This window comes from Blautia schinkii, from assembly GCF_013304825.1.
GTDB lineage: Bacteria > Bacillota > Clostridia > Lachnospirales > Lachnospiraceae > Blautia_A > Blautia_A schinkii_B.
On the sequence record NZ_JAAWUO010000002.1, the window covers coordinates 256,211 to 273,707 of the forward strand.

Annotated in this window: 12 protein-coding genes; 2 read left to right on the forward strand and 10 right to left on the reverse strand. The window is 44.8% G+C overall.

Annotated features, from left to right (window positions below; genetic code table 11):
- Positions 1 to 64: 64 nt before the first annotated feature.
- Positions 65 to 2,695, reverse strand: coding sequence for a pyruvate, phosphate dikinase (gene ppdK, locus HFM85_RS02640; protein ID WP_119240493.1), 2,631 nt, complete (start codon positions 2,693 to 2,695; stop codon positions 65 to 67).
- A 271-nt stretch (positions 2,696 to 2,966) separates the two neighbouring features.
- Between ppdK and HFM85_RS02645 the strand changes: the two genes are divergently transcribed.
- The gene (locus tag HFM85_RS02645; protein WP_173738684.1) at positions 2,967 to 3,845 is read left to right on the forward strand and encodes an aldose 1-epimerase family protein; all 879 of its coding nucleotides are present in this window, start codon (positions 2,967 to 2,969) and stop codon (positions 3,843 to 3,845) included.
- A gap of 89 nt (positions 3,846 to 3,934) precedes the next feature.
- Here the strand turns inward: HFM85_RS02645 and HFM85_RS02650 are convergent, their stop codons facing one another.
- Genes HFM85_RS02650 through HFM85_RS02665 form a run of 4 tightly spaced genes read right to left on the reverse strand, consistent with a single transcriptional unit; the run spans position 3,935 to position 9,161 of the window.
- The gene (locus HFM85_RS02650; protein ID WP_173738685.1) at positions 3,935 to 6,115 is read right to left on the reverse strand and encodes an alpha-galactosidase; all 2,181 of its coding nucleotides are present in this window, start codon (positions 6,113 to 6,115) and stop codon (positions 3,935 to 3,937) included.
- Positions 6,116 to 6,142: 27 nt separating this feature from the next.
- The gene (locus HFM85_RS02655) at positions 6,143 to 6,985 is read right to left on the reverse strand and encodes a carbohydrate ABC transporter permease (protein WP_119240495.1); all 843 of its coding nucleotides are present in this window, start codon (positions 6,983 to 6,985) and stop codon (positions 6,143 to 6,145) included.
- Positions 6,985 to 7,863 carry a carbohydrate ABC transporter permease gene (locus tag HFM85_RS02660; protein WP_173738686.1) on the reverse strand — a complete coding sequence of 293 codons (879 nt, stop codon included), beginning with the start codon at positions 7,861 to 7,863 and terminating at the stop codon, positions 6,985 to 6,987. The genes HFM85_RS02655 and HFM85_RS02660 overlap by 1 nt, the downstream gene beginning before the upstream one ends.
- 2 nt (positions 7,864 to 7,865) lie before the next feature.
- The gene (locus HFM85_RS02665; RefSeq protein WP_173738687.1) at positions 7,866 to 9,161 is read right to left on the reverse strand and encodes an ABC transporter substrate-binding protein; all 1,296 of its coding nucleotides are present in this window, start codon (positions 9,159 to 9,161) and stop codon (positions 7,866 to 7,868) included.
- 463 nt (positions 9,162 to 9,624) lie between these two features.
- On the opposite strand from HFM85_RS02665, the gene HFM85_RS02670 reads away from it, so the two are divergent.
- The gene (locus tag HFM85_RS02670) at positions 9,625 to 10,497 is read left to right on the forward strand and encodes an AraC family transcriptional regulator (RefSeq protein ID WP_173738688.1); all 873 of its coding nucleotides are present in this window, start codon (positions 9,625 to 9,627) and stop codon (positions 10,495 to 10,497) included.
- A gap of 25 nt (positions 10,498 to 10,522) precedes the next feature.
- Here HFM85_RS02670 and HFM85_RS02675 read toward each other — a convergent pair whose 3' ends face one another.
- From HFM85_RS02675 to HFM85_RS02695, 5 genes are all read right to left on the reverse strand, one after another.
- Complete coding sequence (locus HFM85_RS02675) at positions 10,523 to 11,917, reverse strand: glycine--tRNA ligase (protein ID WP_173738689.1); 1,395 nt, start codon at positions 11,915 to 11,917, stop codon at positions 10,523 to 10,525.
- Positions 11,918 to 12,112: 195 nt separating this feature from the next.
- On the reverse strand, positions 12,113 to 12,871 hold the full coding sequence (gene recO / locus HFM85_RS02680; protein WP_173738690.1) for a DNA repair protein RecO: 759 nt from the start codon (positions 12,869 to 12,871) through the stop codon (positions 12,113 to 12,115).
- A 2-nt stretch (positions 12,872 to 12,873) separates the two neighbouring features.
- On the reverse strand, positions 12,874 to 13,782 hold the full coding sequence (era, locus tag HFM85_RS02685; protein ID WP_119240201.1) for a GTPase Era: 909 nt from the start codon (positions 13,780 to 13,782) through the stop codon (positions 12,874 to 12,876).
- Between the two features lie 79 nt (positions 13,783 to 13,861).
- Entirely contained in the window at positions 13,862 to 16,786 is a 2,925-nt protein-coding gene (locus tag HFM85_RS02690; protein WP_173738691.1) for an insulinase family protein, read from the reverse strand.
- 78 nt (positions 16,787 to 16,864) lie between these two features.
- A complete protein-coding gene (locus tag HFM85_RS02695) occupies positions 16,865 to 17,443 on the reverse strand; it encodes a DUF6553 family protein (RefSeq protein WP_119240200.1) in 579 nt (192 codons plus the stop codon).
- Positions 17,444 to 17,497: the final 54 nt, after the last annotated feature.

The following is a 17,497-nucleotide window of genomic DNA, read 5'->3' on the forward strand; positions in this document are numbered from 1 at the left end:
TGGAAAACTCCAGACCGTCAGGGCCTCTCATATTCTGATTTACATCAGAACGATTTTATTCAGCTTAGGCGTTCTTTTTAGCGATTGCTGCCTGTGCTGCTGCAAGACGAGCGATCGGTACACGGAACGGTGAGCAGGATACATAGTCAAGTCCGATCTCGTTGCAGAACTCTACGGAAGACGGATCTCCACCGTGCTCACCACAGATACCTACGTGAAGTTTCGGGTTAACCGGTTTTCCAAGCTGGATTGCCATCTTCATGAGCTTACCAACGCCAACCTGATCAAGTTTAGCAAATGGATCGTTCTCGAAGATCTTAGCATCATAGTATGCGTTAAGGAACTTACCAGCATCATCACGAGAGAATCCGTATGTCATCTGTGTAAGGTCGTTTGTACCGAAGCAGAAGAAGTCAGCCTCTTTAGCGATATCATCAGCTGTAAGAGCTGCTCTCGGGATCTCGATCATAGTACCAACCTCATACTCAAGGTCAGAACCAGCTGCTTTGATCTCAGCGTCTGCTGTCTCTACAACGAATTTCTTAACATATTTAAGCTCTTTGATGTCACCAACAAGCGGAATCATGATCTCCGGTTTGATGTTCCAGTCCGGATGATTCTTCTTAACGTTGATAGCTGCACGGATAACAGCACTTGTCTGCATCTTAGCAATCTCTGGATAAGTAACAGCAAGACGGCATCCACGATGTCCCATCATCGGGTTGAACTCGTGAAGGGAAGCGATGATTGTCTTGATCTGCTCTACAGTCTTGCCCTGAGCATCAGCCAGTTTCTTGATGTCCTCTTCCTCTGTAGGAACGAACTCATGAAGTGGCGGATCAAGGAAACGAATTGTTACAGGATTTCCTTCAAGTGCCTCATAGAGTTTCTCGAAGTCTCCCTGCTGCTCCGGAAGGATCTTAGCAAGTGCTGCTTCTCTCTCCTCTACTGTCTCAGAGCAGATCATCTCACGGAATGCATCAATTCTGTTGCCCTCAAAGAACATATGCTCTGTACGGCAAAGACCAATTCCCTCTGCACCAAGCTCACGAGCTTTCTTAGCATCAGCAGGAGTATCAGCGTTTGTACGAACTTTCATTGTTCTGTACTTGTCAGCCCATCCCATGATACGTCCGAACTCACCAGCGATCTTAGCATCTACAGTCGGGATAAGTCCGTCATAGATGTTACCTGTTGTACCATCAATGGAGATTGCATCTCCTTCATGGAACTCTTTACCAGCAAGTGTGAATTTCTTGTTCTCCTCATCCATAGCGATATCGCCGCATCCGGATACACAGCAGGATCCCATACCACGAGCAACTACAGCTGCGTGAGATGTCATACCACCACGAACTGTCAGGATACCCTGAGCAGCTTTCATACCTGTGATATCCTCTGGGGATGTCTCAAGACGAACAAGAACAACTTTCTCTCCTCTTGCAGCCCACTCAACAGCGTCCTCTGCAGAGAATACGATCTTACCGCAAGCAGCTCCTGGAGAAGCACCAAGACCTTTACCCATCGGTGTAGCAGCTTTAAGAGCAGCTGCATCGAACTGCGGATGAAGAAGTGTATCAAGGTTACGAGGATCGATCATTGCAACAGCCTCTTCCTCAGTTCTCATTCCCTCATCAACGAGGTCACAAGCGATCTTAAGAGCAGCCTGTGCAGTTCTCTTACCATTACGTGTCTGAAGCATATACAGTTTACCATGCTCTACAGTAAACTCCATATCCTGCATGTCTCTGTAATGTTTCTCAAGTGTCTCGCAAACCTGTTTGAACTGTACGAATGCTTCCGGGAACTTCTGCTCCATCTCGGAGATGTGCATAGGTGTACGAACACCAGCAACTACGTCCTCGCCCTGTGCATTGGTAAGGAACTCACCGAACAGACCGTTAGCACCTGTAGCAGGGTCACGTGTGAAGGCAACACCTGTACCACAGTCATCACCCATGTTACCGAATGCCATCATCTGTACGTTAACAGCTGTACCCCAGGAATATGGGATATCGTTGTCACGACGATATACGTTCGCACGTGGGTTGTCCCAGGAACGGAATACGGCTTTGATTGCGCCTACCAGCTGCTCCTTCGGATCAGTTGGGAAATCAGCACCGATTTTGGATTTATACTCAGCTTTGAACTGGTCAGCAAGCTCATGCAGGTCAGCAGCTGTAAGCTCAACGTCCTGCTTAACACCTCTCTTGGTCTTCATCTCATCGATGAGCTCCTCGAAATATTTCTTACCAACTTCCATAACTACGTCAGAATACATCTGGATGAATCTTCTGTAGCAGTCCCAAGCCCAACGCTCATTGCCGGATTTCTCAGCAAGAGTGTTAACAACTTCTTCATTTAAACCAAGGTTGAGGATTGTGTCCATCATACCAGGCATAGATGCTCTCGCACCAGAACGAACGGATACAAGCAGAGGATTTTCTTTGTCACCGAATTTCTTACCGGTAACTCCTTCCATCTTGGTAATTGCTTCCATGATCTGAGCCATGATCTCATCGTTGATGGATCTGCCATCCTCGTAGTACTGTGTGCAGGCCTCTGTTGTGATTGTGAAGCCCTGCGGTACAGGAAGACCGAGGTTTGTCATCTCAGCAAGGTTGGCACCTTTGCCGCCCAGAAGATTTCTCATAGTAGCATTACCTTCTGTAAACATGTAAACCCATTTTGCCATTTTACATTTTCCTCCTAATTATTGTTCTTTAAAACATAAAAAAATTATGTTTTCTACGCACATAATTATTGTATAGATTTATCCTTCATTAGTCAAGGTTATTCTTCCAAAAAACAGCAATTTCTCTTGGTAAATCTGACAGATTTTCCAGTTATATTTTTCATGGATTGTATTTTTCTCGTTATCGTCTGTAAAATGTGCTAAAATAGAAAAAAACATACAGCAATTCCGGAGTAATATTGCCTGAATGCTATCATACAGGAGGTTTATCATGACACGAACAATTGAAAATAGTTTTCTTAAGATTTCCGTTTCTGACCACGGTGCCGAGCTTACCGGTATCTACGACAAAGTAAATGACCGCGAAGTTCTCTGGCAGGCAGATCCGGCTTACTGGAAACGTCATGCGCCGGTGCTTTTTCCTAATGTAGGCCGCAATTATAAAGATATCTGGCGTCTGAACGGAAAGGAATATCCTTCCAGACAGCACGGATTTGCAAGAGACAGTGAATTCATCTGCACAGATATCACGGACACCTCCCTGACCTTTGTTATGAAGTCCTCTGAAGAAACCCTGAAGGTTTATCCGTTTGCCTTTGCTCTGAAGATCACCTACACTCTGAAGGAGCATGATCTGGATGTATGCTGGGAAGTAGTTAATAAAGATTCTGAAACCATGTATTTTACCATCGGCGGTCATCCGGCATTCCGCGTTCCTGTACGTGAGGGCGAATCACAGAGCGATTACCGTCTTGCTTTTGAAGAACAGGACGCTCTTACCTATCTTCTGATCGATACCTCCGTAGGAACTGTCATTGCCGATGAGCCACATACCCTCCCTCTCGAAAACGGAACCTGCGCCATTGATCCCCATATGTTTGATAAAGACGCCCTTGTTTTTGACAACGGCCAGATCCAGAAAGCCGGCATTCTCTTCCCGGACGGTTCTCCGTACTTGACACTTACCAGTGAGGGATTCCCGAATTTCGGTATCTGGTCAGTTCCTGGTGCACCTTTCGTATGCCTGGAGCCATGGATGGGCCGCTGTGATAACTGTGGTTTTGAAAAGTCCCTTTCTGAAAAAGCAAATATCAATGTGCTGAAGCCGGACGAGGAATTTATCAAAAGCTATCAGATTACCGTATACTGAGCTATGGTATAAAAAATCCGCCATACATCGGCTATTTCAGCTGTCTGTATGACGGATTTTTTTATTTATCTTACTGTCTCAATACACTCTTATTCTCTCACAAAATGATACTGATAAGCTCTGTACTCCCCAAACTCTGCAGGAAGCGGCATTCCGCCATGCATCAGTGCAGCACCGGAATAGATTTTTCCTGTAGACTGTTCTTTGTACATTGCAGTTTCCTCAAGGCCGCGAAGCTGCACATAATTCACAGTCATGTTTCCATGGATCTCTTCCATGACAACATTGAGAAGAATTTCTTCCTGAGAATTTCCAACGATCTCCCACGCACAGATCTCGCTCTTAAACGGATCTGTCAGACGATAATACCGTCCATTCTGGATCAGTGGTGCATATTTTCGGAATTCCCTGATCTGGCTTCGAACCTCGTCTTTTTCTTCCTCAGTAAGCTTCAGAAGATCCAGCTCATAGCCAAAGGTTCCGGACATAGCAACCACACCTCTGGTATGTAACGGAGTGATCCTTCCTGTCTGATGGTTCGGCACTGCAGATACATGTGCTCCCATGGCCGATACCGGATATCCGAAGGAAGTGCCATACTGGATCCGAAGCCTGTCAATAGCATCGGAGTTGTCGCTGCACCAGATCTGCGGTGTGTAATACAGCATACCTGCGTCAAATCTTCCGCCGCCGCCACTGCAGCCCTCGATCAGAAGATCCGGATAGCGATTCACCATACGGTCCAGAAAATCGTACAATCCCAGGACATAATCATACATTACACGTCCCTGATCCTTGGTCATTACGGAAAATACATCCATCAGGCTTCGGTTCATGTCCCATTTAACGTACTCAATGTTGGCATTATCCAATACTGCACTGATCTGTCCGAAAATTCCGTCTACAACTTCTTTTCTGGAGAAATCAAGTACCAGCTGATTTCTGGATCTTACGGGTTTTCTTCCCGGAATTGTGAGTGCCCAGTCCGGATGCTCACGGTAAAGATCACTGTCCTCGGAGATCATCTCCGGCTCGATCCAGATACCGAATTTCACACCAAGGTCATTGACTCTCTTTACAAGTCCGCCGAGAGTCTCTCCAAGCTTGGCTTCGTTGACATACCAGTCCCCAAGACCACTGTTGTCATCATCACGTTTTCCAAACCAGCCATCATCCAGAACCAGCATATCAATACCAAGGCTCTTTGCCTCTTTTGCCAGATTATATAAAGTCTCCCCTGTAAAATCAAAATATGCTGCCTCCCAGCTGTTTACCAGCACCGGACGGATCTCTGTCTTATATTTACCACGGCAGATATGATGACGGATGCAGCTGTGCAGATTCTGGGAAAGACGGTTCATTCCCTGATCTGTGTAGCTTAAGATCACCTCAGGTGCATAGAAGGTCTCCCCGGCTTCCAGCGGATACCGGAAGCACTCCTCCTGTACACCAAGGAGCATTCTTGTCTGATTGTACTGATCTTTAAGAACCTCACCCTGGAAATTTCCACTATATACAAAGGACATAGCATAGCAGCCTCCATTATCCTCTGTTGTGTCCTTCTCTGCCAGGATCATCATCGGATTATACTGATGACTGGATGTGCCACGGACACTGCCGATCATCTGACTTCCATGAGCCACCGGTACTCTCTGCAGATTCCGCTCCATGGCATGTCTTCCGTAAAAAGTAAGCAGGTCATAATCTCCGTAAAGAAAATCAAGCTCTGCGGACATCACCTTGTTCACATAAATCTTCTCACTGCTCTGATTGCGGATATAGACGCTTCTTGTAATGATATCCAGCTCCGGAAACACACCGTAAAGAAGCATGGCTTCCACGCCGGTAACAGGATCCTCCAGTACGATCTCAAGAGTCTGTGCCTCATCATTGTCTGCATAAACAGCCGGAAGACCCGGAAGGCTGTATTTGCCGTCACGGATGGTATAACTCCTGTAACGCATATCACAGCTCATGCTTCCGTCACCGTTTTCCAGCATCAGGGATGCACTGCGGAAATCTCCGTTTCCATAGCAGGAAAGTTCCTGTGGAAGAGAGTCCATGGAATAGGTTCTGTCTGTTCCTGCATCATAAGGATTTCCGGAAAAGCCTCTGTCATAATAGGTCAGAAGATAATCCATGCATCCCTCTGCCTTTTTGCCATAGTAGAGATGAAGAAGAAATCCGTACTGATCCACCTGCATCTGATATGTGGTCTCTTTTGTCTGTAATGTAAATGTTCTGTCTTTCTCGCAGTAGATGATTCCCATATGTGAATCCTCCTTTTTCTCGTGTTTTTATTTTACGGCACCGTTTACAACACCATTTAAAATGTGCTTCTGGCAGATCAGATAAAACAGAAGGATCGGAAGCAGTGCAAGCAGATAAGAGGCAAACGCAAGGTTATAGTTTGTTCCGAACTGGGTCTGGAAATTCAGCTGTGCCAGAGGCAAAGTGGTTCCACCCGTAGATCCGGACATGATAACCAGCGGAGTCATAACATCATTCCAGGTTCCAAGTGCTGTCAGAACTGCCACTGTGGCATGCATCGGCTTCATGATCGGGAAAATGATCTTCCAGTATGTTTTCCAGGTACTGGCTCCATCCACACAGGCAGCCTCCTCAAGGGCCATTGGAATGTTTGTCAGATATCCGGAGTAAAGAAGCACGTTCATTGGCATATAAAATACCGTATAAAGAATGATCACACCGGCTCTGTTATCAAGCCCCATCTCAGCAGTCTGCTTTACAAGCGGCATCATCAGGATAGCAAACGGAACAAACATACCGCTTACTACATAAAGATAGATAAATTTATAAAATTTACTTCTCTTGTTTCTGGCTATAGCATAACCTAAAAGTGAATGAATTACAATAGCAAGAACCACTGTTATCACAGTAATCATCACACTGTTTCCAAGAGAATGCCAGAAGTCTGTTACCTCCATAGCTTCCCTGAAATTGGCAAGACTGAATTTCTGTGGCAGAGACAGGATCCCGGCTACACTGTTGGTCATCTCTGTCGGCTGCTTGAATGCGATCACAATTGTCATATAAAGCGGAAATACCACTGTGATAAGGCCGAGGATCAGAAGAATCGTAACCGGCCAGTTCGCTTTTTCTCTTACTTTCGTTTTCATTACAGCTGCTCCTCCTTTTTCCCTGTGATAGTCAACTGCGCTGCAGAAATGATCACGATCACAATAAAGAATATAACCGCATTAGCGCTCTGGAATCCAAACTGACCGCCACTCATACCATTGTTATAGATCAGATAGGAAATGGATTCTGTACTCTGTGCAGGACCACCCTTTGTCAAAGCCATGATCTGATCAAATACCATCAGGAAGTTTTTCACACAGAGAACCATGTTGATACTGAAAAACGGAACGATCAGCGGGAATGTCAGGTAACGGAACTTACTGAATCCGGTAGCACCGTCAATAGCTCCTGCCTCGTATACATCCTCCGGCACTGTCTGGAGGCCCGAAATATAGATAATGGTATTCATTGCGATGGACTGCCATGCACAAACGATCACGATGGCTACCCATGCAAGGCTCGTACTGGAAAGCATGCTGGAAGATAATGCTTTATTTCCGATCATCTTTCCGAATGCAGGCAGGATATATGTAAAGAAATAATTGAAAATATATCCTACGACCAGTGCACCAAGTACATTCGGAATAAAATAAGCTCCACGCAGTGCACTCTTGAATCGGATCTTGCTGTTCAGTCCAAGTGCCAGGATCAGGCTGAGTACATTTGTTACAATGGTTGCCACGATGGCCAGCTTAAAGGTAAACAGATAGGAACCGCCAACACGGCTGTCTGTAAAAAGATCCTTATAGTTTCGAAGCCCTACCCAATCATAGCTTCCATAGCCTTTAAAGTTTGTAAAGCTGTAGATCACACCCTTGATCAGAGGCAGTGTGTTAAAGCAGAAAAATAATGCCACGATCGGAATGGTGATCAGAAGAAAGGTCAGCTTTCTTCCACTCATAGATTTTTTTCCCATGATCAGTTCTCTCCTTCCCCGTTTTTCTTCTCATAATCCTGTACTTTACGGATAATGTCACGGTTATATCTTGTCCAGTCTGTATCAAATTTTTTCAGGAATGCATCTTTATCCTTTTTCATCAGGAAGGTCTGGATCTGTGCATCCACAGCCATCTCTGTAGGATAATAATGATCCTGGTAATCTGCCATTCTGCCCTCTTCTATGTATTCCTTCATACCATCCAGAGTAGATGGAAGTGTGAAATCACCCTCTTTACAGGGAACTGCTTTCTGGTCATCCAGATATGTCTGTACATTTTCATCCTCAAGAAGGAAATCCAGTACTTCATATGCAGCTTCCTTATTCTCACAGTCATTCATCACACAGAACTGAAGATCAACTCCGGAATTCAGTTTGTTTTCTGACGGATCATTGCTTGCCGGTGTCACAAAAGAATCGATATCCATATCCGGATTTACACTCTGGATCTGCGGGATCGCATAGCTTCCGATGGGATACATGGCAGCCTCCCCTTTTGCAAAAGCAGTGCAGGCTCCATTGTAATCATAGGCAAAAGGATCCTCCGGTCCATACTGGATAAGCTCCAGCATACGGTCTGCTACTTCCTTATATTCTTTTTCGAAAGTAGTGTTTCCCCGATTTACCTGACGGCATACATCAGATGGTGCAAGATCTACCGCAATAGAATTCCACGGTGCAAGACAGGTCCAGGTATCTTTAAATCCAAAATAAAGTGGCTGGATACCTGCATCCTGGATTTCCTGGCAAAGGCTCATAAACTCATCCCATGTAGTCGGGATCTGCCAGCCATGCTCCTTGAAAAGTTCACGGTTGTAAAGGATTCCGGCAGCATTTGCCACATATGGAACAGCGTAAACTCCGTCTTCCGGAACAAATTCCAATGCTTTATCAATCTCTTTATATGCATCTTTGATCGAATCCAGTCCCTGATAATCGGAAATATCCATCAGCATATCAGAATCAATAAAATTGGAAAAGTTTACATCGCCTCCGATTCCGATGATATCCGGATTATCCTCACGGATAAATCTGGTTTTCAATACAGTCATAGCATCGTTTGGTGATTCGATGGTGAGATGGATATCATCATGAGTGGCATTGAATTTTTCTTCCAGTTTTTCAAATGCCTTAACCGCTTCCGGTTTATACTGCACAAGTTCAATCTCTGTCTTTCCGCTGTCCTTTTTACCTGTGCTGCATCCGCTCAATGTAACGGAAGCTGCCATGGTAAAGGCAAGTCCCATACAGAGGATCCATTTACTTCTGTTGCGCATCTTGTTATGCTCCTTCCTTTTCCCTTTATTTGATAAGTCGGATATCACCCGTTTTAGCTGAAATGGTTATTTCGGGTTCTCCAATACTTATTCTCAGTTTTCTTTTTTCTGAAAGCTATTTTAACATAGCTTTATGCTTGCATAAATAGCAGCGTTTTTCTTGTTTTATATCAAAATACAACTTTTCTCTGTTTTTATTAAGATTATCTAGCATTTTGATATATTTCATGCTTATATCACTGCCTTTATCTAAAATTAGTATATTCCTGATTTATCGAAAATCAATAGGTTTCTCGAGAAACTTAATTTTCTCACAAAGTTTCATCTATTATTTTTCTCTTTTTTGTACATTTTACAGGCTGTTTTTGTAATTGCATTTTTATACATGTGTTGATGTTTCCTGCTGTTTTAATATATAATGTTACTGAAATCAGATAAAATCATACACCTAAAGGATAAAAATATGAATGACATTCTCTTCTCCGTTTTTCCAAATGAAAACTTTGTTGACATTGGATTATATCAATATGGCTGGGAGCACTGCGCTCCGGCACATTCATTCGGCCCTGCTGCGCGCAACCATTATATTTTTCATTATGTTATCTCCGGTACAGGAACTCTAATGGCAGACAACTCTTCTGGAGAGACCATTACCTATCAGGTAAAAAGCGGCCAGGGCTTCATGCTTTTTCCCGGTCAGATCAACACCTATATAGCAGATACCAACTTTCCATGGGAGTACACCTGGGTGGAATTTGACGGGCTCCGGGCAAAGGAGATCGTGGAAACTGCAGGCTTAAGTCCTGATCAGCCGGTCTACCACAGCCACTCTGCGGATCTCCGCCAGAAAATGATGGAGGAAATGCTTTATATCAGCCATAATTCCCAGGAATCACCCTTTCATCTTATCGGACATACCTGGCTTTTTCTGGATTACTTTATGCGCTCTGCTGAAACTGTCCGCATGAAACAGGATGGAAGCATCCGTGATTTTTATATCAAGGAAGCACTCTCTTTTATTGAACAGAATTTCCAGAATGATATTTCCATCGAGGATATCGCAGCCTTCTGCGGCCTGAACCGAAGCTACTTCGGAAAGATCTTCCACGATACCATCGGACGTTCTCCCCAGGAATTCCTGATCAGCTATCGCATGACCAAAGCTGCAGAGCTTCTTAAGATCACAGCTCTGTCCATAGCAGATATCGGAAATGCAGTCGGATATCCTAATCAGCTGCATTTTTCCCGGGCTTTCAAAAATGTATACGGAATGTCGCCAAGAAATTGGCGGATGAAAAACAGACTTGTCGAAAAAAAATCTCCGGTCAGAAAATAGCCGGAGATTTTTTATTTGTATTTACTTAGAATGTAAATTTATCAGCAAAGTATGCATCAAGCTCATCGATCTTCACACGTACCTGCTCCATGGTGTCACGGTCACGTACTGTAACTGCGCCGTCATTCTCAGACTCAAAATCATAAGTGATGCAGAACGGAGTACCGATCTCATCCTGTCTGCGGTAACGTTTACCGATATTTCCACGGTCATCATACTCGCAGTTGTACTTCTTGGAAAGCTGCTGGTAGATCTTCTCAGCACCCTCATTAAGCTTCTTGGAAAGCGGAAGCACACCAATCTTAACCGGTGCAAGTACCGGATGGAAATGAAGGACTGTACGGACATCATTCTTCTCTGCATCCAGAACTTCCTCATCATAAGCACTGCAGAGGAAAGCAAGTACCATACGGTCTGCTCCAAGTGACGGCTCGATAACATATGGGATATATTTCTGTTTCTTCTCATCGTCAAAGTATGTGAGATCCTGACCGGATACATTCTGATGCTGTGTCAGGTCATAATCTGTTCTGTCAGCGATTCCCCAGAGCTCACCCCATCCGAATGGGAACAGGAATTCCACATCTGTGGTAGCCTTGCTGTAGAAGCTCAGCTCTTCCTTATCATGGTCACGGTAACGAACCTCATCATCCTTAAGTCCGAGAGCACTCAGCCAGTCAAGACAGAACTTCTTCCAGTATGCGAACCACTCAAGATCTGTATCCGGCTCACAGAAGAACTCAAGCTCCATCTGCTCGAACTCACGGGTACGGAATGTGAAGTTACCCGGTGTGATCTCGTTACGGAAGGATTTACCAATCTGGCCGATACCAAACGGAATTTTTTTACGGGATGTTCTCTGTACGTTCTTGAAGTTTACGAAAATACCCTGTGCTGTCTCCGGTCTTAAATATACAGTATTCTTGGCATCCTCGGTAACACCCTGGAATGTCTTGAACATCAGGTTGAACTGACGGATATCTGTGAAGTTGTGTTTACCACAGCTCGGGCATCCTACCTCGTGCTCCTTGATGAAGTCCATCATCTTCTCCTGGGACCAGGCATCCACACTTCCCTCAATGGCAATATCATGCTCTGTACAGAAGTCCTCAATGAGCTTATCTGCACGGAAACGCTCGTGGCACTCTTTACAGTCCATAAGAGGATCAGAGAATCCACCAAGATGTCCGGAAGCGATCCATGTCTGCGGATTCATAAGGATGGCACAGTCAACACCTACGTTGTACGGAGACTCCTGAATGAATTTCTGCCACCATGCACGTTTTACGTTATTTTTAAGCTCTACACCGAGATTTCCGTAATCCCATGTGTTTGCCAGGCCGCCGTAGATCTCGGAACCCGGGTAAACAAAGCCTCTGGCTTTTGCAAGAGCTACGATCTTTTCCATTGTTTTTTCCATGATTTCTCTCCTCTTGACTTGCAGCTGTCACGTAAAATACGGCCCGGAAAGCTCCGGAAAAAGCTGCTTTTTTACATTTTTTGGTCTTATTATACTAGTATCCTCATGATTTTTCAAGGATATTTCCATATGTATTACATCCTGTACTGCTTTTGTAAAATAAATCGTTACGGCCATTCCCCAACCGGCAGTGATCTATCTCATCATTTCCAGAATTTCCAGACTTTTAAACCGTTTGTCTGTATTCAGCTCTGTATACCGGTAAATATGGCGTTCCAGCTCACGGAGCACATCACCCCGCACTGTAAACGTATACAGTTTGGACAGCGGCGAAACTGCTATATAACGCATTGCATACAGGGCAGCCTCCGAGATCCGCTTCCGGTCCATGGCCAGCCTGCTGCAATCTGCACACAGGATCCCGTGCTCATCCTGGGAGAAAAAAACATCTCCGGTTTCTTCTTCCGTAAGCTCTCTCCCACAGCCCGCACACTGAAACAGCTGCGGCATCAGTCCCTGGATCGCCATAGTCCGAAGCTCATAGATACAGCGCACCAGCCGGTCTTCTATATGAGGGTTCAAAATGGCTTTGATAGTCACATAGAGAAGATTCATCATCTCCTTCTCATCTGTTCCCTCCTTGCCGAAATAATCCGCAAGCTCCAGAAAATAATATCCGTAGTAAATCCCAGGCTGCCGGGTAGCCAGCTCCACAAAATGATGCTGCACACTGACCTGGTTCAGATTATAACTGGATCTTCCTTCAAAAAGAGTAAAGCTTCCGAATACAAAGGGATTGGCTGCTGCCATAAACGGACTGTTCTGCCGTCTCGCACCCTTGGCAAAAGCGGAAATCTTCCCCCTCTCTCTTGTAAGAAGAACGATTCTCTTGTCATAATCTCCTACCGGCATGGCAGAAAGCACCACTCCCTGCACTGTAATCAGATCACTCATTTTCAGATTTCTTTCTTGTCATATCCAAAGTTCTTGATCAGAAAATCACTGTCTCTCCAGTTTTTAGTCACCTTTACCCAGAGCTTCAGATTGACCTTGGCTTCCAGCATCCGCTCCAGCTCGTAACGGGCATTGCTTCCGATCTTCTTCAGCATGGAACCCTGTTTGCCGATGATGATTCCCTTGTGGGAATTTCTCTCGCAGATGATCGTTGCATCAATATCAATGATATTGCTTCTGCCCGGCCGTTTCTTCATCCGGTCAATGGCAACTGCGATTCCATGCGGAATCTCCTCATCCAGTGCATGAAGTGCTTTCTCACGGATGATTTCTGCTGCGATCTGACGCTGTGGCTGATCTGTAACTGTATCTTCATCATAAAACATCGGTCCATAAGGAAGATATTTAAAAATACTCGGAATGATATCCTGTGTATTGTTTCCGCGAAGTGCAGAACATGGGATGATCTCTGCAAAATCACAGATCTTGCGGTAAGTATCAATGGCCGGAAGAAGTTCCTCTTTTTTCACAGTATCGATCTTGTTGATGATCAGGATTACCGGAACACCTACCTTCTGAAGCTGCTCCGCAATATGACGCTCTCCTGCACCCACAAAAGTAGATGGCTCTACCAGCCACATGATAGCATCCACTTCCTTCAGGGTTCTCTCTGCAACCTGCACCATGTATTCACCAAGCTTGTTTTTTGCCTTGTGGATACCCGGGGTATCAAGAAATACGATCTGACCCTCATCACAGGTATAAACAGTCTGGATCTTGTTTCTTGTTGTCTGGGGTTTATTGGATGTGATCGCAATCTTCTGTCCGATGAGATGGTTCATCAGTGTGGATTTTCCAACATTCGGTCTTCCGATGATCGCAACAAAACCTGATTTAAAATTATTTTCCATTCTTTATCCTCTCATACTCCTCTTATGATCTGCTGTCTGTTAAACAGGACAGCAGATCTGATCAATTACATAAAAAGTATCAGCAGCTGATCAGCGGCTTTACTTCCATAAATACATCTTCTGCCTTGGAGATCGCTGTCTCACTTCCCACAACACAGATCTGCTCATCTGCAAGTACTGCTTCCACAAGAGCAGCCAGTGCCTGAATATCTTCTTTCTGCGCACCAAGGATCTGGTCTCTTTCTTTCTGGAGCATTTCCTCTGTAACTTTGGAGAAATAAGCTGCTTTGGAAACACTTCCCTGCATCTGCGGAGTTCTTGGAACATCCTTGTTGCTGATGGTTCCGATGATATATTTGGTCATCTCACGCTCATCAGCCTCAAATGCGCGGATATAATCCGGTACGCCCTGATATACCTCAAGTGTTCTCTTAAGATGCGGGTCACGGTAAGATACCAGGAAACTCTCTCCACTTCTCTTAAATCCGCTCATACAGCCGTACGCACCGCCTTTGACACGGATGTTGATCCAGAGATAGTCGTAGCTTAAGATCACTTTCAGGATTTCAAGTGCACCTGTGTACTCCAGGCCTTTTTTGCGGAAGTTTCCGTTCTGTGCCACATACTGAACCTGGCCGGAAGTCTTAAATCCCTCATTTTTCTTTGTACAGAACAGCTGTGAAACTGCTTTCGGTTTCTGTCCGTTAAACAGGACTTTTCGGGTTTCTGAGGTCTGAATTTTTACTGCATCCAGAGACTCTCTCTCTCCTGTATAGCTTACGCAGAAATTCTCAGGACGAAGGACTTCTTCCATTACTCTGCGGAGATTTCTGACGATTTCATCCTTGCAGCTGTCAAAATTCTTCTCCAACTTCTCGATAAACTGATAATATCCGATTCCTGCCATCTCATCCTGGAATGCAGCCATCGGAGAAGCATAGGAAGCGCCTCGGAGAACTGCTGTGGAATGTCCTGCACTTACCAGATTGGCCTGTGCCCTGGATTTCACTCTGGCAATGATCTCATAGAGCCGCTTGGTGTCATCCAGTCTGGAAGTTGTAAGAACCTCCCGGATCATGGAGAACATGAAATCCATCTCCGGATATAAGGCCTTGCCCCTTACTGCAAACATGGCACGGAAAGCATCTGTATCTATGGCACTGTCATAAACTTCTATTCCGTAAGCAATTCCACCGGTTCTTGCATTTACTTCATTAAACAGTTCACCATAACTGTAATTCTCTGTATCCACTGCTCCAAGAACTGATTTTAAGAGTCCCAGATAATGAACAGTATCTGTATCAAAGTTATGGATTTCAAAAAGAAGATCTGCATATCCGATACCATTGGTGCATACATCATGATACAGGAACAGACTGTCATCCACAAAATGCTCCTCATTGGTGAGGCCTGTGATCTCTTTCTTGATATCTCCTCTGGAAAGCATCGGAATACAGGTCAGTGCTTCCGGATTTTCCTCAGATTCCTGATAAGCCTCAAGTGCTTTTGTGCACTCTACCATCTTGGTAAGCTCTTCATCAGAAAGACTGCTGCGATAATTCTCCAGCCTCTCTTCAAGCTCCTGATCTCTTTTTGCAGCGAGGCCGCGCTCCGGTACCAGAGAAAGAATGGAACCGTGGGTATTGTCCAGAAGATACTTGCGGATCAGTTCCTCAAAATATCCTTCTTCTGCTGCCTTCTTGAGGAATTCAAACCCCTCCAGAAGCTGTACCTCGCAGAATGGTTTCTCATCATCATAAAGCCAGCTGCTTAAGATATCCAGCCCGTACATCAGTCCCTTTGGATAGGAAGAGAAATCTGCCTCACGGAAACGGAACTCATAATAGTTGATTCCGGCTTTCACTGCCTTCTTGTCAATGCCTTCCTCTGCAATCTTTGTGAGGGTATCGCGGATCACTTTCACGAATTCCTCTTTCTGGCTTAAGTTGGCACCTTTTGCCACAATGGAGAAATAAGTCTGCTTGATGCCGTCCTCAAAAGAACCGTAGATATCTTTACCGATCTTCGCATCCAGAAGAGCCTGTTTCAGCGGTGCTCCCGGTGCACTTAAAAGTGCATAGTCCAGAACTTCAAAAGCAAGGCTTAAATTAATATCCTTCGCCTGTCCCACAACCATATTGTAAGAAAGATAAGTATTGTCCTCTTCTCCCTCGTTCTCCGCAATCGGATAATTTTTCCGGATATCTTTTACCCGGACAAAGGACTCCTGATCCTTGATCTGGGAATCAATGGCAAGGGCATCAAAAGCGGAAAGATAATGTTCATCAATAAATGCCAGCTTCTCCTCCATATCCATATTTCCGTAAAGATAGATAAAGCTGTTGGACGGATGATAATAACGTCTGTGGAAATCCAGGAAATTCTCATATGTCAGATCCGGGATGTTCACAGGATCTCCGCCGGACTCACAGCCGTAAGTAGTATCCGGGAACAGAGAGTTCATGATTTCACGCTCCAGAACATCGTCTGGTGAAGAGAATGCTCCCTTCATCTCATTATAGACAACACCATTGTATTTCAGAGGTCCTTCTTTGTTCTCAAGATGATAGTTCCAGCCTTCCTGGCGGAAAATCTCCTCTTTTTTATAGATATTCGGATAAAATACCGCATCCAGATATACATGCATCAGGTTCTGGAAATCACGGTCATTGCAGCTTGCCACCGGATAACAGGTCTTGTCCGGATAAGTCATAGCATTCAGGAATGTGTTGAGAGAGCCTTTAACCAGTTCTACAAAAGGATCTTTCAGTGGAAACTCCCTGGAGCCACACAGTACACTGTGTTCCAAAATGTGTGCCACACCTGTGCTGTCCTTTGGCGGTGTACGGAATGCAATATTAAAAACCTTGTTCTCATCGTCATTCTCGATGAGCATTACTCTGGCTCCTGTTTTTTTGTGGCGTAGAAGCCAGCCTTTGGAATGAATATCCTGAAGGTCTTCCTCTTTCAGGACCTCATATGCGTTCAGATGATTTGGATTCATTTAATTACCTCCTGAATTATTCGGCATAAAAGGCTGCCTGAGTATTCAGACAGCCTGAAACGGAAAGCAAAATACTTCCTAAATGTTTCCCTCGTTAGGATAATACTGCCTGTAGATTTCTCTGGCAGCTCTTGTGATGATCCCAAGCTCAGATTCCATACCAAGAGTACCCGGAAGATCTACTGCGGTCTCCCTGATATCTCTCTGAAGCTTGGACTTGGCACTGTCTTCCTTAATGTGGATCAGTCCGCAAAGGGTAGTGTTGTAGGATTTATCTGTCTGGCAGAGATCCATATATACCAGTACCATATGGCAGCATTCTCTGTAAAGAAGCTCCTCATAAAGTCCGCCCTTCTCCTGGATTTCCTGAAATTTCAGTTTCGTAAGATACTTGCCGATCTCTTTCTTCGCACTTCTTGTTCCAAAGAATCTGGAACCGGAATTCCTGTTAAATTCCATGGTCATCCAGAGTCCAAGATATCCGTCAGCTCTGGTATCTCCTGCTTCAGATTTATCACTGTAGCGGATCTCCCAGAGTTCCTTACGGATCTTGTTTCCTTCCGGATCTTCCTCTGCAGCAATGGACTGCTCCAGAAGCTTCAGCCGTTCCATGGGTTCTTTCTCTCTATAGTATTTCGCAATTGTTGGTGTATCCATTCATTCTTCCTCCCAATATCAGAATATTATATCAGACAACCTCCGAAAAATACA